Annotated in this window: 17 protein-coding genes and 1 pseudogene; 1 reads left to right on the top strand and 17 read right to left on the bottom strand. The window is 59.0% G+C overall.

Annotated elements, in window-relative coordinates:
* Positions 1 to 20: 20 nt before the first annotated feature.
* The 3 genes and pseudogenes from B5F12_RS06350 to B5F12_RS12180 all read right to left on the bottom strand — a co-directional run.
* Positions 21 to 1,241 carry a YibE/F family protein gene (locus B5F12_RS06350; RefSeq protein ID WP_087231995.1) on the bottom strand — a complete coding sequence of 407 codons (1,221 nt, stop codon included), beginning with the start codon at positions 1,239 to 1,241 and terminating at the stop codon, positions 21 to 23.
* 278 nt (positions 1,242 to 1,519) lie between these two features.
* Complete coding sequence (locus tag B5F12_RS06345; protein ID WP_087231992.1) at positions 1,520 to 2,407, bottom strand: BRO family protein; 888 nt, start codon at positions 2,405 to 2,407, stop codon at positions 1,520 to 1,522.
* Positions 2,408 to 2,616: 209 nt separating this feature from the next.
* Positions 2,617 to 2,721 (bottom strand): annotated as a pseudogene (locus B5F12_RS12180) (AbrB/MazE/SpoVT family DNA-binding domain-containing protein); the annotation flags it as partial.
* A 386-nt stretch (positions 2,722 to 3,107) separates the two neighbouring features.
* Between B5F12_RS12180 and B5F12_RS06335 the strand changes: the two are divergent.
* Positions 3,108 to 3,959: a GDSL-type esterase/lipase family protein gene (locus B5F12_RS06335; protein WP_158096764.1), complete on the top strand. Its 852-nt coding sequence runs from the start codon at positions 3,108 to 3,110 to the stop codon at positions 3,957 to 3,959.
* A gap of 66 nt (positions 3,960 to 4,025) precedes the next feature.
* Here B5F12_RS06335 and gltA read toward each other — a convergent pair whose 3' ends face one another.
* The 14 genes from gltA to B5F12_RS06265 form a co-directional block, all read right to left on the bottom strand.
* Positions 4,026 to 5,426, bottom strand: a complete 1,401-nt coding sequence (gltA, locus tag B5F12_RS06330) for an NADPH-dependent glutamate synthase (protein ID WP_087231983.1) — start codon at positions 5,424 to 5,426, stop codon at positions 4,026 to 4,028.
* A gap of 2 nt (positions 5,427 to 5,428) precedes the next feature.
* Entirely contained in the window at positions 5,429 to 6,271 is an 843-nt protein-coding gene (locus B5F12_RS06325; protein WP_087231980.1) for a sulfide/dihydroorotate dehydrogenase-like FAD/NAD-binding protein, read from the bottom strand.
* Positions 6,272 to 6,354: 83 nt separating this feature from the next.
* Positions 6,355 to 7,563 (bottom strand): iron-containing alcohol dehydrogenase, encoded by a 1,209-nt coding sequence (locus B5F12_RS06320; RefSeq protein WP_087231977.1) that lies wholly within the window; start codon positions 7,561 to 7,563, stop codon positions 6,355 to 6,357.
* Between the two features lie 221 nt (positions 7,564 to 7,784).
* Positions 7,785 to 8,549 (bottom strand): ABC transporter ATP-binding protein, encoded by a 765-nt coding sequence (locus tag B5F12_RS06315; protein WP_087231974.1) that lies wholly within the window; start codon positions 8,547 to 8,549, stop codon positions 7,785 to 7,787.
* The gene (locus tag B5F12_RS06310; RefSeq protein WP_087231971.1) at positions 8,546 to 9,511 is read right to left on the bottom strand and encodes a glycosyltransferase family 2 protein; all 966 of its coding nucleotides are present in this window, start codon (positions 9,509 to 9,511) and stop codon (positions 8,546 to 8,548) included. Before B5F12_RS06310 ends, B5F12_RS06315 begins: the two co-directional genes overlap by 4 nt.
* Entirely contained in the window at positions 9,508 to 11,190 is a 1,683-nt protein-coding gene (locus tag B5F12_RS06305) for a glycosyltransferase family 39 protein (RefSeq protein WP_087231968.1), read from the bottom strand. Before B5F12_RS06305 ends, B5F12_RS06310 begins: the two co-directional genes overlap by 4 nt.
* Positions 11,191 to 11,222: 32 nt before the next feature.
* Positions 11,223 to 11,990, bottom strand: coding sequence for an ABC transporter permease (locus B5F12_RS06300; protein ID WP_087231965.1), 768 nt, complete (start codon positions 11,988 to 11,990; stop codon positions 11,223 to 11,225).
* A gap of 14 nt (positions 11,991 to 12,004) precedes the next feature.
* A complete protein-coding gene (locus B5F12_RS06295) occupies positions 12,005 to 13,237 on the bottom strand; it encodes a nucleotide sugar dehydrogenase (RefSeq protein ID WP_087231963.1) in 1,233 nt (410 codons plus the stop codon).
* 5 nt (positions 13,238 to 13,242) lie between these two features.
* Positions 13,243 to 16,365: a glycosyltransferase gene (locus tag B5F12_RS06290; RefSeq protein WP_158096763.1), complete on the bottom strand. Its 3,123-nt coding sequence runs from the start codon at positions 16,363 to 16,365 to the stop codon at positions 13,243 to 13,245.
* Between the two features lie 53 nt (positions 16,366 to 16,418).
* On the bottom strand, positions 16,419 to 17,339 hold the full coding sequence (locus B5F12_RS06285; protein ID WP_087231957.1) for a hypothetical protein: 921 nt from the start codon (positions 17,337 to 17,339) through the stop codon (positions 16,419 to 16,421).
* Positions 17,327 to 18,394: a glycosyltransferase gene (locus tag B5F12_RS06280; RefSeq protein WP_087231953.1), complete on the bottom strand. Its 1,068-nt coding sequence runs from the start codon at positions 18,392 to 18,394 to the stop codon at positions 17,327 to 17,329. The genes B5F12_RS06285 and B5F12_RS06280 overlap by 13 nt, the downstream gene beginning before the upstream one ends.
* Before the next feature lie 2 nt (positions 18,395 to 18,396).
* Positions 18,397 to 19,413, bottom strand: a complete 1,017-nt coding sequence (locus B5F12_RS06275; protein ID WP_158096762.1) for a glycosyltransferase family 2 protein — start codon at positions 19,411 to 19,413, stop codon at positions 18,397 to 18,399.
* Positions 19,414 to 19,418: 5 nt separating this feature from the next.
* Entirely contained in the window at positions 19,419 to 20,267 is an 849-nt protein-coding gene (locus tag B5F12_RS06270; protein WP_158096761.1) for a DUF4422 domain-containing protein, read from the bottom strand.
* Between the two features lie 93 nt (positions 20,268 to 20,360).
* Entirely contained in the window at positions 20,361 to 21,824 is a 1,464-nt protein-coding gene (locus B5F12_RS06265) for a flippase (RefSeq protein ID WP_087231947.1), read from the bottom strand.

Genomic DNA, 21,824 nt, shown 5'->3' with positions numbered 1-21,824 from the left:
TTCCTTTCTCTCAAATGGTTTCATCTATCAAGAACTCTGGAGGGGCGAGACATCAGATAGGCACTGATGCCTGCCACCAGAGGAACTGTCAACAGGATACCCAGGGAGCCTGCCACACTCTGCAACACCTCAATACAGAGAAAATCCGTGTTCACCAGCTGGAGAAACGGGATGTCATAGACCTGGATGAGCAATAACATGTTGAAGGAGGAGCCAGCAAAGGCCAAAATCAGGGTGTTTGCCATGGTTCCCATGGCATCTCGTCCAATATTCATTCCGGAACGGAAAAGTGCATGAGCCGAAAGGGTGGGGTTTTGCTCCCTCAGCTCCCACACCGACGAGGCAATGGACATAGCCACATCCATCACAGCCCCCAGAGCCGCCACCAGCACTCCGCATACCAGCAGCCCCTGGATGGTCAGTCCATACTCGTTGCCGTAGAGCATCAAGTTCTCGGCCTCAGTCATGTTAAACCCATTCAGCGGCGTGATCATCCCCGCCACCCAAGCAAACAACCCCGCCACAGACACCCCGCACACACAGCCCAGACTGGCACACAGGCATTTCCGGGTCAGCCCATCCAACAACACCAGAGAGGCCACTGCAGTCACCGCCACGATGCCAATGGTGAGAGGTATGGCGGGTAGACCACGAACGAGACCGGGCAAAAGCAAACACCACAGACACAGCAGGGTAAATACCAGCCCCAGCAAGGCTCTCAGGCCCTTTTTGCCCCCCAGAAACACCAATACGGCGCAGAAAATCAACAGTGCGCCCCCCATCACAAAGCCTCGGTCATAGTTGAACATGGTGGCATAGTAGGAGCCGTCTTCCTGGGTGATGAGACGTACAATAACCCGATCCCCCTCCTGCACATCCACGTTGAACAGTGCACTGAGGTAGTTGGTCAATGGCAGCACTTCCCCCTTATGGCTCCCCGAGAGCAGCTGAATCTCCAGCTCCTGGGTACCCACACGGCGACCCTCACCCTGCTTCCAGTCGGGGGCAGCATCGTCCTCCAGCACCGCCGTCACCTTGGCCGGTACAAACACCAGCTGGCTGGACGCTGTGGGCTGGCCGCTCACCGGGCGGTTGAGCCACACCCCCGCTGCCACCAGCAGCGCCAGCACCATCACCCCTAAAAAAATACGAGGCAGCAGATGAGCCCGATTGTGTGCCTGCTCATCTCTGCCGCACTGTGGAGTTTCTCTGGCCTGTATGGTCTGTTGTTTCCCTGACATATTGATATATTCTCTCCTTGTTGACGTGTCCCGTCCGAATTCCGTCCATCAGTATATCATCTGATTTTCCCCACGTTCCACCACGGTTTCAGGTGTTTTCGGTAAAGCAAAGGTAAACACACCATTCTTCTCCCCGAATGCCATACTCCTGATTTTACACAAAATACAAGCAGCCCAGTTGCACAGGCAACCAGGCTGCTCCGATGTTCAAAGCGTGAAATATTGTCACAGTTTACTTTCTTTTGGCAGGGTATCCTTCCTTGTCACCTGCACTATTTTTATGTTTTTTCTTCTGTCCATTCTGCCGCGTCCTCCACCACACCGGTGATCAATGCCTGGAGGGTGTGGGCGTTCTCATGGGTCACCACCGGCCCGCCGGTTTCCTGCTCCAGTTCCTTGCGGGCATTTCCGGCAATGCGGCCGCCCCGTTGGGCCACTTTGCGGTTTTCCTCCAGCCCCTTGGGTTTCTCTGCCCGGGAGATACTGGTGGTGGATGCCTCGGCCAACATATTGAGTACCAGCTCCAAATCACTCATGTTGTCCCGTAAGTTCTCTTTCTTCAGCCCCTTGAACTGCTTGTACTGTCTCGTAGTCATCCCAGACCAGGCACGGGAAATCTCGTTGGTGAGAATGGCATATTCCCGTCCCTTTTCCACGCCACGTTTCTGCCACTCGTCGGTAAGCTCGTTGCGAATGCGGATGGACAACAGGCGCTGATGCACCCATTCCTCTGAGTACCCCTTTTTCAGGTAAGTCTCCAAAGCCCGGTCAATGGCCTGCTCCGGGTCGATGGTCTCCTCAATTCGCTCCCGGCCCACCTGGGCCAGCCACACCTTGAACGGCTCCGCCTTGGGGGATGGGATGGACTGGATGATGCGCAGGAGCTGCTCGGTGTTGGCCACATCGGTCATCCGTTTTTTCCCGTCCGCTGCGGTCATTTTCAACTGCTTACAATTTGTAAGCAGTTGATCTGCCCCTTCCTCCTTGAGCCGTTTCTTCAAGACAGCCCAGTACGTACTGGCTCCCCGTGGTGTGGTCTGTTCTGTCAGCACCCCCACCACGTCCACCACAGAGAAGTACCACTCCTCCTGCTGAGCATCCCAAGCGGTGCGAATGCGCTGATCCTCAAAAAGTTGGATTTGATCGTTCTGCATCTTCTCATCCATGTGTATGTACCTCCACGGTTGTGTTTTTCATTTTATCATAACGTCTGTGGCAAATCCAGGGTGTTTCCCTGGTATATATACCCTCTAGACCCCCTCCCGGATTCCCACGGTAGCGCCCACAGGTTTCGTCATGATGTACCATCGATGCCGGTCCGTTTTGCCAGATCCAGCATTCCGAAGCAGAACATTTCCCACCGTGTCCATGTTGTCTGTGACGGGTCGCCCTCCCGGATGCGCATGGTTCTGCGGATTTCCTTTGGTATGACTACACGACCCAGGTCGTCGATTCTTCTCACTATGCCCGTTGCTTTCATCCTTTGCCACTCCTCTGTATTTGAAAAGTCACAGGTGTCATGGGAAATTACCTGTTTTGTCAATTATTATGAGCATTTTCCAAATGGTTATACAGCCCAATTTCACGCCAAAGGAGCGGGGAACACACTGCCCAAATGGTGCGCGGATACACAGAAAAAATTCTCCTTTCGCCCCCCGTTGACAACCCCTAAAATCGTGGTATGCTAAAATGATAGATTTTCCAAATGCGCATTTCTGCGCCTGCTCTGGCAGCAAAAAATTTTTTGAAAAAACGCAGCCTATTCGTCAACTTTCTTTCCCCGCTGCGCGTCTACACTGTCGAGCATGCACACAGCATCCATTGGGATTTTTATGTCATATTTTTTCAACCTTGGAGGTACCTTCTATGAGCACTCAACCCCGACGCCACCGGAGACGGCGTCACCGCGCATCTCCCCTCACCATTCTCTTCTTCCTCGTTCTGGGCCTGGCCGCTCTGGCCATTGTGGTGACGGTGATCAGCCACCTCTTCGCCCCTTCTAATGACCAGCCAGAACCCACCCCGACGCCCACGGCCACTGTCTCGCCGGAGCCCACGCCCTCTCTGGCCCCCTCGGCCAGCCCCACCCAGTCCCTGCCCTATGACTTCTCCCAGCCGGTGCCGGAGTCTAGCGCTGTAGAAAAGAGCTACCTGGACGACGCCGTGTTCATCGGCGATTCCCGCACGGAAGGGCTGGTGCTGTATACGGGCCTGAGCAACGCCACAAGCTATGCCCAAAAGGGCCTCACCGTGGACACCGTCTTCACCGACCCCATTGTGGACCTAAACGGCCAGATGGTGACGGTGGTGGAGGCCATGAAACACACCCAGTTCTCCAAGGTGTATCTCATGTTTGGCATCAATGAGCTGGGCTGGGCCTATCCCAGCATTTTCATCGACAAGTTTACCCAGCTCATTGAGGAGATCCGGGCCGTCAACCCCGACGCCGTCATCTACGTGCAGGAGATTCTCCCTGTATCTCAGAAGGTGTCCGAGACCCACAGCTATATCTCCAACGAGAAGATTCAGGAGTTCAACCAGCTGATTCTCAACATGACCCAGGAGCAGAAGGTCTATTACCTCCAGGTCTCCCGTGCCCTCATGGAGGACGACAACTTCCGTCTGCCTGAGGGCGCCTCCTCCGACGGCATCCACCTCACCCCCTCCTATTGCAAAAACTGGCTGGACTATCTGCTCTGCCACACCGTGAATCCCTGAGCTCATAAAAACAGCAGCCCCTCTCCCACGTCTGGGAAAAGGGCTGCTGTTTTCTTATGCTGGATATCACTTGTTCTGGATGTACGCATGGATGGCAGCGGCGGCCTGCTTGCCCGCTCCCATGGCCAGAATCACTGTGGCGGCGCCGGTGACCGCGTCGCCGCCGGCGTACACGCCCTCTCGGCTGGTGAGGCCGTCGTCCCCGTTGGTGACGATGCAGCCGTGGCGGTTGGTCTCCAGACCGGGGGTGGTGGACCGGATGAGGGGGTTGGGGCTGGTGCCGATGGACATGATCATGGTGTCCACCTCCAGCTCAAAGCGGCTGTCCGGCTTCTCCACGGGACGGCGGCGGCCGGAGGCGTCGGGCTCGCCCAGCTCCATCTCAATACACGCCATGCCACGGACACGGCCATCCTCGTCGCCCAGCACCTCCACGGGGTTGGTGAGGGTCTTGAAGATGATACCCTCCTCCTGGGCATGCTCCACCTCTTCCTTCCGGGCGGGGAGCTCCTCCATGCCCCGGCGGTAGACGATGTACACCTCTTCGGCACCCAGGCGCTTGGCGCAGCGGGCGGCATCCATGGCCACGTTGCCGCCGCCCACCACCGCCACCTTGTGGCTGTGCATGATGGGGGTCTTGCTGCCGGGCTGGTAGGCCTTCATGAGGTTGATGCGGGTGAGGTACTCGTTGGCGGAGTACACCCCCTTGAGGCTCTCGCCGGGGATGCCCATAAACCGGGGCAGGCCAGCGCCGCTGGCGATGTACACCGCCTCGAAGCCGTACTCGCCCATGAGCTCGTCAATGGTGAGCACCTTGCCGATGACCATGTTGGTCTCGATGTCCACGCCCAGCGCCTTGAGGCCGTCAATCTCATGCTGCACAATGGCCTTGGGCAGACGGAACTCGGGGATGCCGTACACCAGCACGCCGCCGGCCAGGTGAAGGGCCTCGTAGATGGTCACGGCATAGCCCAGCTTGGCCAGGTCGCCGGCGGCAGTGAGGCCGGAGGGGCCTGCGCCGATGATGGCCACCTTGTGGCCGTTGGGCTGGGGCTTGACGGGGGTGTCGGTGACGTGCTCCCGGTGCCAGTCGGCTACAAACCGCTCCAAGCGGCCAATGCCCACGCTCTCGCCCTTGATGCCCCGGACGCACTTGCCCTCGCACTGGTTCTCCTGGGGGCAGACACGGCCACACACGGCGGGCAGGGCGCTGGAGGCGGAGAGCACCTGATAGGCCCCCTCAAAGTCCTCCTCGGCCACCTTGCCAATGAAGGCGGGGATGTCGATGCCCACAGGGCACCCGGTCTGGCAGGGCTTATTCTTACAGTTCAGGCAGCGCTTGGCCTCGCTGACCGCCATCTCAGCGGTGTAGCCCAGAGCGACCTCGTCAAAGTTGTGGTTTCTCACCTGGGGCTCCTGGCTGGGCATGGGGCACTTGCAGGGGTCCATGTTGATCTGGTGTGCCATGCTCACTGCACCTCCTTGTTGAGCAGATTACAAGAGGCCTCCCGGGCGTGGGTCTCAAACTCCCGGTAGGTGGAGCCCCGGTGCATGGCCTCGTCAAAGTCCACCTGGTGGCCGTCAAAGTCGGGGCCGTCCACACAGGCGAACTTGGTCACGCCGCCCACGGTGAGGCGGCAGCCGCCGCACATGCCGGTGCCGTCGATCATGATGGGGTTCATGGACACGGTGGTCTTGATGCCGTACTTCTCGGTGAGCTTGCAGACAAACTTCATCATGATGAGGGGCCCGATGGCGATGACCTCGTCGTACTGGTTGCCCGCCTGAATGAGGGCCTCCAGGGCGTTGGTCACCAGGCCCTTCTCGCCCCAAGTGCCGTCGTCGCTCATCTTGGCCATGTGGTGGGACACCGCCTCAAACTCCTGCTCCAGAATCACCAGGTCCTTGGAGCGGAAGCCCACGATGGAGTGCACCTCGGCCCCCAGCTCGTGGAGGCGCTTGGCAGTGGGATAGGCGATGGCGCAGCCCACGCCGCCGCCCACCACGGCCACCTTCTTCAGGCCCTCCAGCTCGCTGGCCCGGCCCAGGGGGCCCACAAAGTCGTGGACGGACTGGCCCGCCTCCAGCTGGTTGAGCTCCATGGTGGTGCCGCCGACGATCTGAAAGATAATGGTGATGGTGCCAGCCTGGCGGTCAAAGTCGGCAATGGTCAGAGGAATCCGCTCGGAGTCCTCGAAGGGGCGTACAATGATAAACTGACCCGGCTGCGCCTTCTTGGCCACCAGAGGGGCCTCGATGACCATCTTGGTGACGGTGGGGTTCAGCGGGGTTTTTTCCGCAATTCGAAACATAACAATCTCCTTCCATGAGGGTATCGCGCAAAAGAAAATAGGGGGAGAGCCATTCCCCTCCCCCTATTTTACACGCTAAAGGATTAAAAGTCAACGTCCAGGTCGTAATAGCAAGCGGTGAGCAGCTTCTCCATGTCCGCCTGGTCGGGCTGGCGGGGGTTGGAGCCGGTGCAGGCATCGCCCAGGGCGTTCTTGGCGATCTCCGGCAGCTTAGAGAGGAACTCCTCTTCGCCCACGAAGCCCTTCTCGGCAATGGTGCCGCCCTCGCCGTAGTGGGCGATGCACTGGGGAATGTTCAGCTCATCGTTCATGTGGCGCAGCTCGGCCACCAGAGCGGCCACCAGGGACTGGGTGTCGCTGCCCTCCAGGCCCATGAAGCGGGCGATGTAGGCGTAGCGCTGGGCGGCCTCGGGGTTCTTGGCGTTGTACTGGATGACCTTGGGCAGGTACATGGCGTTGGCTGCGCCGTGGATGATGTGACCGCCCTCAAACACAGCGCCGGTCTTGTGGGCCATGGAGTGGACGATGCCCAGCAGGGCGTTGGAGAAGGCCATGCCGGCCAGGCACTGGGCGTTGTGCATCCGGTCCCGGGCGTCCATATCACCCTCATAGGACTTCTTCAAGTCGTTGTGCACCATCTGGATGGCGTGGAGGGCCAGGGGGTCAGTGTAGTCGCAGTGGACGGTGGACACATAGGCCTCAATGGCGTGGGTCATGGCGTCCATACCGGTGTGAGCGGTGAGCTTGGGGGGCATCTTCTCGGCCAGCTCGGGGTCCACAATGGCCACATCGGGGGTGATGTTGAAGTCGGCCAGGGGGTACTTGATTCCCTTGTCGTAGTCGGTGATGACGGAGAAGGCAGTCACCTCAGTGGCGGTGCCGGAGGTGGAGGGAATGGCACAGAAATGGGCCTTCTGCCGCAGGGTGGGGAAGTTGAAGGGGACGATGAGGTCGTCGAAGGTGACGTTGGGGTACTCATAGAAGGCCCACATGGCCTTGGCTGCATCGATGGGGCTGCCGCCGCCGATGGCCACAATCCAGTCGGGCTGGAACTGGCGCATTTCCTCAGCGCCCCGCATCACGGTGGTGACGCTGGGATCGGGCTCCACGCCCTCAAAAATATGTACCTCCATGCCCGCTTCCTTCAGGGCATTCTCTACCCGGGCCAGGAAGCCAAATCGCTTCATGCTGCCACCGCCGGTGACGACAAATGCACGGGTGCCCTTCAGGTTCTTCAGCTCCTCCAGAGAGCCTTTTCCATGGTACAGATCACGGGGAAGAGTAAAACGCATACTGATTACCTCCATATGTGTGGTGTGGTCTGTCCCCACTCCGGGACAGACAGCCTATGGTGTACGAGCCTTACAGGGAGTCAGCACGGTCAACGCCCTTTGTGGGATTATACCACCTTTTCGCCCGGTTGAGTAGTACCTTTTTTGCACTGTGACCGATGTTTTTTCAGCAAGGAAAAACCCCCTGCCCGTGGGGCGAGGGGGTTGATATAGAGGATGGTTCAGTCAGCGGGGACCTCAATCTTCCGCTTGCCGTCCAGCATCTCCTGATAGCGGTCGCAGATACCCTGGACGTCGTCTCCAAACTCCACCTGGTGGCCCTTGTGCAGCCACAAAATTTTGGTGCACATCTCCCGGACCTGCTCCAGGGAGTGGGAGACCAGAATGGAGGTGGCGCCGCCGTAGATGATCTCCTTCATCTTGGCCTCGCTCTTGCGGCGGAAGGCGCCGTCGCCCACGGACAATACCTCGTCCAGAATGAGGATATCCGGCTGGACCAGGCAGGCGATGGAGAAGGCCAGACGGGACTTCATGCCCGAGGACAGCTGCTTAAAGGGGCGGTCCTCAAACTCCTTCAGGTCGGCAAACTCGATGATCTGGTCGTACATCTCGTTCATGAACTTGCGGGTATACCCCAGCATGGCTCCACGGAGGTAGGTGTTCTCCCGCACCGTCAGGTCCCCGTCAAAGCCGCTGGCCAGCTCCAGCAGGGCGGCAATGGTGCCCTCTCGGTGCACGTACCCCTCGGTGGGCTCCATGATGCCGGAGATGGCCTTCAACAGGGTGGATTTGCCCGCACCGTTGGTGCCGATGATGCCCAGCATGTCCCCCTTTTCCAGGGTGAAGGTGACGTGCTTGTCCGCCCAGAACTTCTTCACCTCGTACTTGCCCCGCAGGCGGCGGGTGACGTACTCCTTGATGCCGATGTCTTTAAAATCTCCCGTCATATACCGGATGGAGACGTTATTCACTTCCAAAATACTCATGATTGTACCCCTTCATCCTTTTTAGTGCCATCGCTGCTCTCTTGCAGGATGTAGATGGGACGATGCTTGGTTTCCAGATAGGTCTTGGCCAGGTACTGACCGATGACGCCGATGGACAGCAGCTGGATGCCCCCCAAGAAGAGCATCACGCACATCATGCTGGGCCAGCCCTCCACCGGATCGCCAAAGAGGATGGTGCGCACCAGGATAAAGCACAGGGCCAGGGCGGCGCACAGGCAGGTGATGATGCCGAACACCGAGGCCATGGCCAGAGGGGCGGTGGAAAAAGCCACGATGCCCTCGATGGAGTAGAGAAACAGCTTCCAGAAGGACCACTTGGTCTCCCCTGCCACCCGCTGCACATTCTCATAGGGCAGCCACTTGGTGCGGAAACCCACCCAGCCGAAAATTCCCTTGGAGAAGCGGTTATATTCCTTCATGGACAGGATGGCATCCACCATGGCCCGCTTCATCAGCCGGTAGTCTCGGGCGCCGTCCACAATGTCGGCATCAGAAATGCGGTTGATGAGCTTGTAGAAGGTGCGGGCAAAAAAGCTGCGGATGGGGGGCTCCCCCGCCCGGTCCACCCGGCGGGTGGCCACCGAGTCGTAGGGCTCGTCCCGGAGAATCTCATACATCTGGGGCAGCAGCGCCGGAGGGTCCTGCATATCTGCGTCCATGATGGCCACATAGTCCCCCTTGGCGTGTTCCAGGCCCGCATAGATGGCCGCCTCCTTGCCGAAGTTTCGGGAAAAGGAGAGATAGCGGACATTTTGGTACTGCCCGGCGTAGGTGCGCATGAGGGACAGGGTGCCGTCCTTGGAGCCGTCGTTGACCAGCAGCACCTCCAGGTCCACCTGGTACTGCGTCTCCAAGGTCTTGGCCACCTGTTGAATTTCCGGGATAAAGTAAGGTAGGGCCTGCTCCTCGTTGTAGCAGGGCACCACCACAGTAATCATCATGACGCAGCCTCCTCCAGGGTGCAGAAGTAGACGTTGCACCCGATTCTGGTCAAGAGCTCAAACTGGTCCAGGTCCAGCTGGGCCTCCACCTGTTCCTGAATTTCCTCCTGGGACATCTTACCGAAGTCCCGGATAAACAGCAGGAATCCGCCCTCCAGGTCCTTGGACTCCACGGCATCGCTGAGAGCGGCAAAATCCTTCCCTCCACAGCGGTAGATCTGGGAATGCTCTGGGAACTCCATGGCCTGGGCGTCGGCAAATTCCGGGGTTCCCTGGACGCTGAGGATGATGACGGGATACTCCTCGTACCCCGCCAGCTCCTGGGCTCTCTGGTTGGTCTCCAGGAAGAGGTAGTTTACCGTCTGGGTCCGATAGGACATCGCGGTAATACCCAGGGCCACCACAGCCAAGGCGATGGTGCACCGCTGGGGATTGCGCACCAGCAGCATCAGGGTGCGATAGCCCAGGTAGACCATGCACAGAACGATGAGGGGGTAGATGCAGAAGAAGTAGCGGTCGGTCTTATAGGGCGCCACTTTTCCCACCAGTCCCCAGTAGCCTACGGCTACCACACCCAGCAGGGCCACGGCCACATCCACATGGGAGATGTGCAGGCGCAGCTTGCGGTCCATGTGCACATCCATCTCCACGGCCATACCCACCGCTTCCCCCTTGGGGAACAGGCGGGGGTGCAACACGTGCTTGACCAGGAAGTACACCACCACCACAGCCACCACCAGCAGGATGCACTCCTTGAGCCAGCCGTTGAAGAGCTGGCGGCTGATGGTGCTGGCCACCTTTTTCAGGCCATCCAAGGTGCCCTCTTTCGTGGCCATGCTGCCGAAGGCCTGTTTGCCCCGGTAGCCGCCAAAGATGTGGAACAGCATCTTGGGGAAGAGGACCACAGCGGCGCACAGGGCCCCGCCCTCCAGCACCGTGTACACCCCCAGCAGCTTCCACCGCCGGGTGGCACACAGGTAGAGGAAGAAAATCCCGCACAGGAAGAAGCAGAGCACCAGGAAGTAATACTGGGTCAGGATGCCCAGCAGAGTGACCACAAAGAGCAGTGCAGCGGTCCGTTTCCGCAATTTACCCCGCCGCACATCCTCCAAGGCCTTCAGGTGCACCAGCACCAGAGCCATGGCGATGCAAGTCAGCAGCGCATACATGCGGATGAACACCGCCGTGGTCATACCTCCCACGCTCCAAGCCCACATGGCTGCCGCCAGCAGGGCCAGCACCCGATTGGGAAAGAGCCGGGCCGCCACCAGGTAGAGCAGCACGGTGGTCAAAAGGCAGAAGAACATGTTGGGCAGAATGCCAATCCACTTGCTCACCTCCCCGTGGAACAGGGCGGAGACGGTGTGGATGACAAAGTAGTAGATGGGCGGGTGCACGTCGTTTTCCTGGTTGTGGTAGGGGATGGAGTAGTCCAAATCCCCCAGTCCGTCCACCGACATGGATTCCTGGAAGAAGGAGCCGTCCACCCAGGTGTCCAAAAAGCCCTCGGTCTCCGAGAAGAAGGTCCCGGGATAGTTGGACAGCTCGTAGGTGTAGACCTCGTCCACGTGGTACCCGGCCTTTTTCTGGCCGAAGTACCCCATCATGACGGTCTGTACCGCCAACACCAGCACCAACGCCAGCAGAATCAGATATCGTTTTTGATTTTGGGTTTTCATGCGTTATCTCCTTACCCTTTTGCTCCCCTTTATCACACGTAATACAGGAACTGGGTGTTGTATTTCTTGTAGATCAGGGCTCCCACAGCCAGAGCCAGCACCACATACAGCAGCATCAGGCCATGGTGCCATGGAGTGGGAATGGTGCCATAGATGACGATCTTACGGAAGTAGGAGATGAAGGTGTACACCGGGTTGAGGTAGAACATCTTCTGCATCAGGGGGGAGTAGATGTCCACGGTATAGAAGATGGCGGACATATACATCAAAAGCTGGGTGAAGATGGTCCACAGGTACTGCACGTCCCGGAAAAAGACAAACAGGGCGGACAGCACCATACCTACGCCGATGTTGAACAGCACCAGGCACAGCACAGGGTAAAGGAGCAGAATGAACTTCCAGGTAAAGGTGATCTGGTCCAACAGACAGAACACAAAGAACACCGCCAAGGTCAGGGCAAAGTTGATGAGGGTCTGCACGTTTTTGGAGAGCAGAAACAGGTACTTGGGCACGTTGACCTTGGTAAAGATGTTGGCGTTGCCCATCAGCGAGGTCATACCCTGGCTGGTGGACTCGTTAAAGCAGGAGAAGATCAGGTTACCGCAGAACAGATAGGTGGTGTAGTGCTCCATCCCCCGTCCAAAGAACTGGGTAAACACCAGGCGCATCACCAGCAGGGTCATCAGGGGCGAGAGCACGCTCCAGGCCATGCCCAACACAGTGCGCTTGTACTTCTTCTTAAAATCTCGCTTCACCAGCTCCTCAAAGAGGAACTGGTGGCGTTTCAACTTCTCTATCATAGCAACTCCCCTAATTAATCTCGGAAGTAGAGGTCCCGGGTATACACCTTATCCATCACGGGCTCCAGGTCCTTGGTGTAGCGGTTGGCCACGATGACGTCGCTCTTTTCCACAAACTCCTGCCAGTCACGGATGACCCGGCTGCCGAAGAAGGTGTCCTCCTTCAGGGTGGGCTCGTAGATGATCACCTCTGCCCCCTTGGCCTTTATGCGCTTCATGACGCCCTGAATGCTGGACTGGCGGAAGTTGTCCGAGTTGGCCTTCATGGTCAGACGGTACACACCCACCACGCAGGGCTTGCCGGGGGTGCCGTCTCTCCCCTCCCCGTGGGGGCCGTAGTAGCCCGCCTTCTCCAGAATTCGCTCGGCAATGAAGTCCTTACGGGTGTGGTTGGCGTCCACAATGGCAGAGATGATGTTGTTGGGCACCTGGTCATAGTTGGCCCGCAGCTGCTTGGTGTCCTTGGGCAGGCAGTAGCCGCCGTAGCCGAAGGAGGGGTTGTTGTAGTAGTTGCCGATACGGGGGTCGTAGCCGATGCCCTCGATGATCTGGCGGGTGTTCAGGCCCCGCACCTCGGCGTAGGTGTCCAGCTCATTGAAGAAGGACACCCGCAGGGCCAGATAGGTGTTGGCAAACAGCTTCACCGCCTCGGCCTCGGTGGGATTGGTGATGAGAATGGGAATGTCCTTCTTCTCCGCCCCCTCTGCCAGGAGGTTGGCGAAGGTCTCCGCCGCCGCCTTGAGCCGGGGGTCGTCCAGGGGCGCTCCCACAATGATGCGGGAGGGGTACAGGTTGTCATAGAGCGCCTTGCCCTCCCGGAGAAACTCGGGGGAGAAAATCAGATTCTCACACCCCAGCTTCTCCCGCAGGCCCAGGGTAAAGCCCACCGGCACGGTGGATTTCACCACGATGATGGCCTCGGGGTTGACCTGCATCACCAGGCGCACCACGGACTCCACCGAAGAGGTGTCGAAGTAGTTCTTCACCGGGTCGTAGTTGGTGGGGGTGGAGACAATGACGTAGTCCGCCCCTGAATAGGCCGCCGCCCCGTCGGTGGTGGCGGTGAGGTCCAGGTCTTTGTTCTTCAGGTAGTCCTCAATCTCCGCATCCACCAGCGGAGACTTTCTGGCGTTGATGGCGTCCACCTTGTCCTGCACCAGGTCCACCGCAGTGACGTGGTGGTGCTGGGCCAACAAAATGGCATTGGCCAGTCCTACATAGCCGGTTCCGGCAATGGCAATGTTCATCTGTTTCATCTCCCAAACAAGTGTGCGAATTTTTCTTTCACCCGGTTGATGGTGTACTCCTTCCCGTTCTCCTGGTAGCAGCGGATGCCGCCCCGGATTTTCCGGGGGATGAAGGTGAAGAAGCTACCGATGCGGTAGGTCCAGGAGGCTCGGATGAGGTTGGCCTCGTCGGCGGCAAAGCCGCCTCCGCCGCCCGCTCCCGCCATAAGGGCGTTGAGCATCATGTCCTCGGCGGGGGTCAGCTTACCCCGGCAGGCGCCCTTGTCCTCCACCAGAGCGTAGTCGTTCCAGGTCTGGCGGGACAGGCTTCTGATCTCGGTGGACACATGCCGCTGCAGCTCCTGGTCGTACTCCCGGCTCTGGATAAACTCATACATGCCCGTCATGCAGGTGAGGTAGCCATAGATGTGCATGAAGGTCTTCTTCATGGTCACCGTGGAGCCCTCCCGCACCCGACGGATGAGCAGCTGGTCGGTGACGTGGGCCACCCGCTGGGCCTGTACCAAGGACTGAATGCTAAACAGGTTGTCCTCGTGGACAATGCCCTCCACAAATGTCAAGTGCTTGTCCAGCAGATAGGACTTGCGGTACATGCCCAGACAGGGGGAGGCCCGGTACTTCCGGTCGTCCTTCATGCGGCAGAACAGGTCCCGGCCCGTCATCACATCGGGCAACTCGGCCAGGTACTCATAGGCCGTCTTGTAATAGGGGTGGGCCTTCTCCAGCTCGGGGGTGTCGTAGATGGACTTGCCGTCGTAGTACAGCACGTCCAGCTCCCGCTCCACCGCCTGGGGATAGAGGGTGGCCACGGTGTTCTCCTCCAGCATATCATCCCCATCCAGGAAGATGATAAACGCACCCTTGGCCTGCTGGATGCCCACGTTGCGGGCAGCAGACTGGCCCTTGTTGATCTGGTGGAGCAGGGTCACCCGGCCGTCCCGCTGGGCGATGTCCCGGACAATGTCCAGGGTGGCGTCCACCGAGCCGTCGTTGACACACACCACTTCCACCTGCTTGTCAGTCTGGCCCAGCACGCTGTCCACGGTCTGGGCAATGTACTCCTCCACATTGTACATGGGGATGATCACCGACACCTTGGGGGCCTCCACCCGGCTTTCCACCACCACCTGGGCAGGGAACACCTGGGACAGGTTGGGGCGGGTGGAATAGGTCTTACAGGTGAGCTTGAACTGCTGGATGGGGTTGGTGACCACCCGGCTCAGGTTCTCCCAGGCGTCGGGGGTAAACTCCCGATTGTCCAGCTGGCCCTGGCGGTGAGCCTCCTGGAACTCCCGGTGCATCAGCTCCATAAAGGACCACTGGTTCTCCGCCGTCAGGCGCTCGTAGTTCCAGCGGTACTTCTCATACTTCAAAGACAGGTAGAAGGCATACAGCTCCTTCTTGTACTGGGGATTTTTCTCCAGGAACTGCTCATAGTAGTGCATCTCGTCACTGACACAGAACACCTTGCCCTTGGAGTGCACCGAGGAGCCGTCGTTGTCCTTGCGGTAGTGGTGCAGGTGGTCCTCCAGCAGATAGCAGCGCTGGGACACGGTGCACACCATGAAGTGGAAGGAGGTGTCCTGGAAGGAGGCCCCCGGGGTCTCATGGAAGCGGATGCCGTGGCTGGTGAGCATGTCCTTGCGGTAGATGCCACTCCAGATGGCGGGAGTGGTGGTGAAAATGGCGTGGTCGTCGGTGCGGGGACAGAACACCTTGCCGTACTGGCAGCGGGACAGGTTCTCAAAGGGGAGGGACTGTCTGCCCTGCCCGGTGGTGAACCAGTGATAGTTGCACTTGACCATGTCCGCCTTCTGGGCCTTGGCGGCCTGGTACATGGTCTCAAACATGGTGGGCTCAATCCAATCGTCGGTCTCCACAATGCCGATGTACTCGCCCCGAGCTGCATCCAGTCCCAGGTTCATCTGGTAGCCGTAGCTCTTCTTGTCGCTGCGCACCACCTGAATTCGGTGGTCCAGCTGAGCGGCATACTCCAGCAACTCCAGGGTGCCGTCGGTGGACCCGGCGTCCACACAGATGATTTCAATGTCCTCCAGGGTCTGCTTGCTGACACTGGCGATGCACTCCCGGATAAAGCGGCCCACATTGAGGGAGGGCATAATCACCGACACCTTGGGCTGCTTCACCGGGGCCGCCACCTGTCGGGCCACCTCGCCCTGCTGGCTCAGGTCCTTGAGCTCGTCATAGTGAGCGGGCATGTAGAAATAGCTGCGGTCCTTGGAGAACACGTGGAACTCCTGGTCCATCTCATTCTGAATCCAGCGGACCACCGTCTCCTTGGCCTCCACCGTCTTCATATTATAGAGGTTGGTTCGGGTGCCGCTGAGCACCACATTCAAAAAGCTCTTCTCAAACTTGTGGTACAGTCCCACCTGCTCCAGGCGGCGCTTGGTCTCCACAAAGGCCTGGGTAAAGGCCATAGGGTCCCGGTGGTTGCTCTGCTGGAGGCTGCTGCCCGTCTCCACCCGGTAGTAGGCCAGATACTCGTCCAGCACCGAGATGCGCCCGGCCTGGGCCAACGCCTGACAGACAAAAGCCATGTCATTGGTGCGGGTGATCTCCTGGTAGGTGATGTGGTGCTGTTCCACGAAGGAGCGGCGGAACAGCTTGTTCCACGGCCAGTTCTGGAAGTTGTTGAAGAGGTAGTCCTTCACCTCTCGGGGGGTGAACACCGACTTCTGGGGGCAGCGGTCCAGACGCAGGCTCCAGGGCATGTCCGAGATGACCCCGGTGCGCATGTTGTGCTGCTTGGCCCCGAAGACCAGTACGTCAGACCCGTCCTGGTCCATACGGGCGGCACACTTCTCCAGCATAGTGGGGTCAAAGTGGTCGTCGGAGTCCAGGAAGGACAGGTACTCGCCCCTGGCCTGCTGGATGCCCTTGTTGCGGGCCGCTCCGGCGTTGGTGTTGGGCTGGGTGAGCACCTTCACCCGGGCATCCCGCTTCTCATACTCCCGGAGAATCTCCAGGGAGCGGTCGGTGGAGCCATCGTCCACGCAGATGACCTCGATGTTGTTCAGAGTTTGTCCCAATATACTGTCCAGGCAGGGGCCCAGATACTTCTCCACGTTGTATACCGGGATAATCACCGAAACCTTAGGTTCCATTTCTTTTTTCTCCATTCCTTTTCTTCATCACATGATGTGTCAGGGGCAAGCCCTCACATACTGCTCAAAAATCCCACAGACTGTGAGCAGAGCAAAACGGTATCTTTTTTCCCGTTGTATCCGCCACGCTGATAGGCAATGTCATGTTCCTGCAAGCATTTCTCCATAGCTGCCACGGTATGCCGCTCTCCCGGTCGCTCTGCGTCATCCACCATAACGACAAAGTCCCGACTCAAACATCCGGGCATCATACGCAATACGTCGATCCTGGCGTACTCCTTCATATCTCCACCCAACGGTGCGTCGATGGAGATAAAGTCAAACTGCTTTCCCGCCAAGGCCTGCTGAAAGCCCTGGAACACGCGCACCTGTTGTGCCTCTTGATAGGGCACCATTTCCCGCTCCAGCTGTACAATCTGCGTGGAGGCGGGCAGGGAGAATGCCTGGCTGAAAAATTGAATCCACGCCGGGTCATGCTCCACCACAAGATGCTCTACGCCCTCATGGGCCGCAGCATACTGGGCAATCATTCGGGTGGACTGGCCCAACCCCAGCTCTAAAATACGCTTGGGCTGGAATTCGTTGAGCACTCGATACATGGCATACAGATAGGGATATCCCACCGCCCATCTGCCCGGCGAAAATGTGGCATCGGTCAGCCACTTGCTTTCTCGAATCGTATCGTGGAAGACGTTGGCCCAAGTCCCTTCTGCCGCATTCCGGGAGGCATCCACCGATTGTCTGCGCACATGCTCCAGTTTTGCAGCTTGGTTCTCCTGCACAACTTTGGTCAGGACATTCACCATCTTCTGGGTATCCTCCAGCTGTCGGGTCAGCGATTCCACCTCATGGCGCAACTGTTGGATCAGCTGAGCATTGCCCTCCTGAGCGGCCAAAATCCGCTCCACCTCCCGGTTGAAGGCGGAGACAGGCGGGGGCAGCACCTTTTTCAAGGCGTTTTTCACCGTACCCATGTCTGTTCTCCTTTCGAGCGCAGCTTCTCCCAGGTGTAGGTCCAGCCGTGGTCCCGCCAGCAACTCACCGCCCGCACCAGGGGGTTGGGGCGCTTGGGGGCAGGCTGGCCATAGCGCAGGGAGAAATAGGAGCCGCTATAGGAGAAGGAGCGGAGGAATTTCACCCCCACCTCTTCCTCGTCCAACTGCTTCAAAAACTCCGCCACCTGTCGGTCCAGGCCCTCCACGTCCGGGGCCTGGGGGCGCAGCCGCTCATACCAGCCGAACATGCCGTTGAGCTCGTTGCGCATGACAGCCCGGCGCAGCTTGTCCGGCAAATCCTTCACCATCTCCCGGACAATTGCATAGGACTCCAGCTGACAGTGGAAATGGGCCGCCTTACGCCCCACCAGAGAGGTGCTCTGTTCCACCCGGTAGCAGGCCACCGGAGTGTGGGTCACCATGAGCCGGGGTGCGTGGATGAGGCAGGCAATCCAGAAGGAGTGGTCGTTGATGCACCGGAGGCTATTGAAGTGGATGTGGTTTTGCTCCAAAAAGGCCCGGCGGTACAGGCCATTCCAGGGCACGTCGGGCACTTGCAGCAGGCGCAGAGGCAGGTCCGTGAAGCGCATCACCCGCTTGGCCTGACTCTTGCCGATGCAGCTCAAGGTGGAGTACAGGGTGGTGTAGGGCTCTCCTCCCGGCTCCACATAGGAAAAGCCCGCCTTGATGACGTCCAGGTCATGCTCCTTGGCCTGGGCATACAGCCCCTCCAGGGCCCCGGGCAAAAACTGGTCATCGGAGTCCAAAAAGGCCACGTACTCACCCCGGGCCACCTCCAGGCCATGGTTGCGGGCCACGCCGGCAAAGGAGTTTTTCTGGGTGAGCACCACCACCCGGGGGTCACGGGCGGCGTACTCGCGGAGTACCTCCAGGCTGCGGTCGGTGGAGCCGTCGTCCACACAGATGACCTCCAGGTTTGGGATGTTCTGGCTCAGAACGCCGTCCAGGCAGGCGTTTAAGTGGGCCTCGGTGTTGTACACCGGGATAATGACGGAAATTTGCATCTTCTCCATGCTCACTGCCCCCCATGTTTGGCTTTTTTATACACCTTCACCACGGCGGCAAACACAGGATAAGGGGCATACCGGGCCAGCAGATACTTGGCGTAACAGCTCTTGCTCTCGTAGTAGCTGGCGGGATGCTCCTCAAAGTGCAGCTGGGGCAGCCACTGGCGCCGCAGCGTGTGTAGGTATTGTCTCTGAATGTCCCGCTGGGACATGTTGCTGATGTGCCAGACCAAGAACTCCATGGCCCAGTTGAGGAAACTGCGGCGGTAGGTGTCCATGAGCTGGTGCTGTTCCAGATACTCCTTGACGATCTGGAAGGCCTCATAGGGGGCCTCGGGCTGGCCGCAGCGGCTGTTGGACACCGAGGCCATGCGGTTAATCCGGTGATGAATGAGCACCTGGTCCACCACGGCAATGCGTGTTGCCGCCAACAGCGTGGGATAGACAAAGGCCAGATCCTCCGAGTTTTTCAGGGCCGGGTAGCGAATGCCCGAAGAAGTGAGCAGCTCCCGGCGGTAGAACTTGTCCCATGGCATGCCATAGGTGAACTGGAACAGGTGGTCAGCCATCTCCTGGGGGGCAAAGGCCAGCTTGCCGGGGAGATACTGCTTTTTCATCATCCACTCGGAGGGCAGCTCCCGCCCGGAGTTGGTGTCAAACTCCACCGCCCGGCAAATGGCCACGTCCGCCCCTTCCCGCTGGGCGGTGTCCACCATCTGTTCCAAAAAGTCCGGCTCGAACCAGTCGTCCGAGTCCAGGAAAATCACATACTCCCCCGTTGCCGCCTCCAGTCCAGTGTTCCGGGCAGCGCCGGGTCCGGCGTTTTTCTGGCGGATGACCTGCACCCGGGGGTCTTTCTGGGCGTACTCGGCCAGGATGGCGGGGCTTTCATCGGTGGAGCCGTCGTCCACACAGATCACCTGGAGATGGGGATAGCTCTGGCCCAGCACGCTGTCCAGGCACTCCCGCAAGTGCTGCTGGATGTTGTACACCGGGATAATCACAGAAATGTCACATGCTGCCAAGCGCTTCACCCTCTTCCCTTCTTCACCCAAGCCCTCCGGCGGCTCCCCGGTGGGAGCAGGGCGTTGAGCAGCTTCCGCTGAACCCGCTTCTTGTTGTCCGGCTCAAACTGCACCCGGGGCAGCTCGTACACTTGGGTCCCAGTGGTGCGGCGCAGATGGGTGACATACACCCCCAACAGCCGCTCGGCCAGATACCCGTCCACCCGCAGCTCCTGGGTGGAGTAGCCGGTGGTGTCTGCCCGGCGGTCAAATTCCTCCAGAATGGAGAAAAGCCACCCGCAATACTGGTCAAACAGGGGCTTTTGCATGATAAAGATATTGCCAAAATAACAGTTGGTGCCGGAGAGATATTCCTCCATGGCGGGCACATAGTCCGGGTATTTCTCCCTCACAATGTCCTCCACCAGAGCCAAGTCCTCACGGTGGTGATAAGGGGCCCGGGCGTAGTGGTCCCGCACCGAGATGTGCATGTCCTCTCCCATGGGCACCACGCAGGCCTTGCCCTCCAGCCACTGCTCCAGCCGGTCGAAGCCTAGGGTCTCCAGGCCCTCCGCCGTCAACTCTCCCGCCAGACGGTAGGGACGGCGGGCGTGCTCGTCCAGATACAGGTAGCGGCGGTAGTGGAAAAATCCGTAGTAGTCCGCCTCCACGTTCTTCCACGCCCAGTAGTGGGCGGTGAGCTCACAGTAGGAGCGGTTCTTCTGGGAGATGTTCTCTCCCGCATCGTCGTGGGCAAAACCAGGGAAATGGTCTTGGGCCAGCGCCGCCCCCACCTGCACGGGTTGGAGCAGCGGGTGCGCCGGGACGCGCTGCCCCGCCTGGTGACAGCACACAAATAATTTGATTTGAGACAAGGGGTTCCCTCCCAAAAAAGAGAAGCTGGCGGGATGCGCCAGCTTCCTTTTGTCCTCGCTGGTGTTTATCCAACGAATTATACCAGATTCCATTTACTTTTTCAACACTTTTCCCACGGTCTTTTCCCACACCTGGGACCAGATCTCCCGCACCATAGGCTCTCCCAACAGCAGCAGGAGTACCCCATAGGAGGCGAAAAACAGCACCGCCGAAGCCACCAGTACCACGAGGGGGTGGAGGGAACTGCCCAACAGCCACCCCGTCGAGGCCGCCGCAGCGCTCAGGGCCATCCATACCCTGAGATAGGGCAGCTTCGCCAGAGCGGGGAGAATTTCCCGGCCCAGGGCGACGATCTGCACCACCAGCACCGCCAGCTCGGCCAGCACCGTGCCGATGGCCGCTCCGGCCGCCCCCATCTGGGGAATGAGCAGGGAGTTGGCCACCACATTCACCACAGCCCCCACAAGCTCGGAGAACAGCACCTGTTTCTCCCGCCCGGTGGGCACCAGAATTTGAATGCCCATAATGTTAGTCAGGCCGATGAACACCAGAGTGGGCATGATCAGCTGCATGGGCAAAATGGAGGCCTCAAAGGCCTTGCCCGACAGCAGGTAGATGGAGGGCCGGGCAAAGAGGATGAAGTAGAGGCACAGAGGCATGGCCAGCAGGAAGACAAACCGCAGGGCCTTCTGAGTGGCCTGGGCAAAGGCCTCCTTCTCCCCCCGCTCCACGTAGTAGGACACTCGGGGCAGCAGCACCGTGCCCAGGGAGGCCACCACGCTGACCAGGATGTTCTTGATCTTCACCGCGGCATCATAGTAGCCGTTCTCGGTGGTGCCACGGAGGAAGCCCAGCATCACATTGTCCATGTTGGTGTACACCGTGGTGGCGATGGACATAGCGAAGAACACGAAGATGGGCCGCAGGTGGCGGCGGAAGTTGTAGTGCCCCATGGGGCGCACATCCACCAGCCACTTGAGGTTGATGAGGTTTAAGAGGTTGGACCCCACGGAGGCAAAAATGGTGATGCCGCCGTAGATCACATAGTCCCCCTCCTCATGGATAAGGAGGAACATCCCCACCAGGGCGATGAACTTAAAGAGCACCGACCTTAGGGTGATATAGCGGTACTGCTCCAGGCCCTTGTACAGCCACTCCGCCCCGATGGAGTTGAACAGAATCATGGAGCTCATCACCAGGTAGAGCCCCTTCTCCTCCCGGAGCTGAGGGATGGCCTGGAGGGAGATAAAGAACAGCACATAGGACACCACGCAGGTCACCAGGTTGATAAGCAAGATCTCCTGGGTGACTCTGGACAACTCTTCCCGGTTGTCCCGCACCTTGGCGCAGGCCCGGATGCCGTAGGTGGGAATGCCCAGCTGGGCAAACATGGAGAAGTAGGTCACCACCGAGTTGGCAAAGGACACCGTGCCAATTCCCTGAGGCCCCAAAATCCCGGTCACATAGGGGTAGGTGATAATGGGGAAGATCATGGCAGACATGGTGAGGATGCTGTTCATGACGAAATTGAATTTTACCGACTGAATCTTGGCCAT

The sequence above is a fragment of the Pseudoflavonifractor sp. An176 genome (assembly GCF_002160435.1).
In the GTDB taxonomy this organism is placed as follows: Bacteria; Bacillota; Clostridia; order Oscillospirales; family Oscillospiraceae; genus Enterenecus; species Enterenecus faecium.
This window is presented reverse-complemented; position numbering and strand designations above follow the sequence as displayed.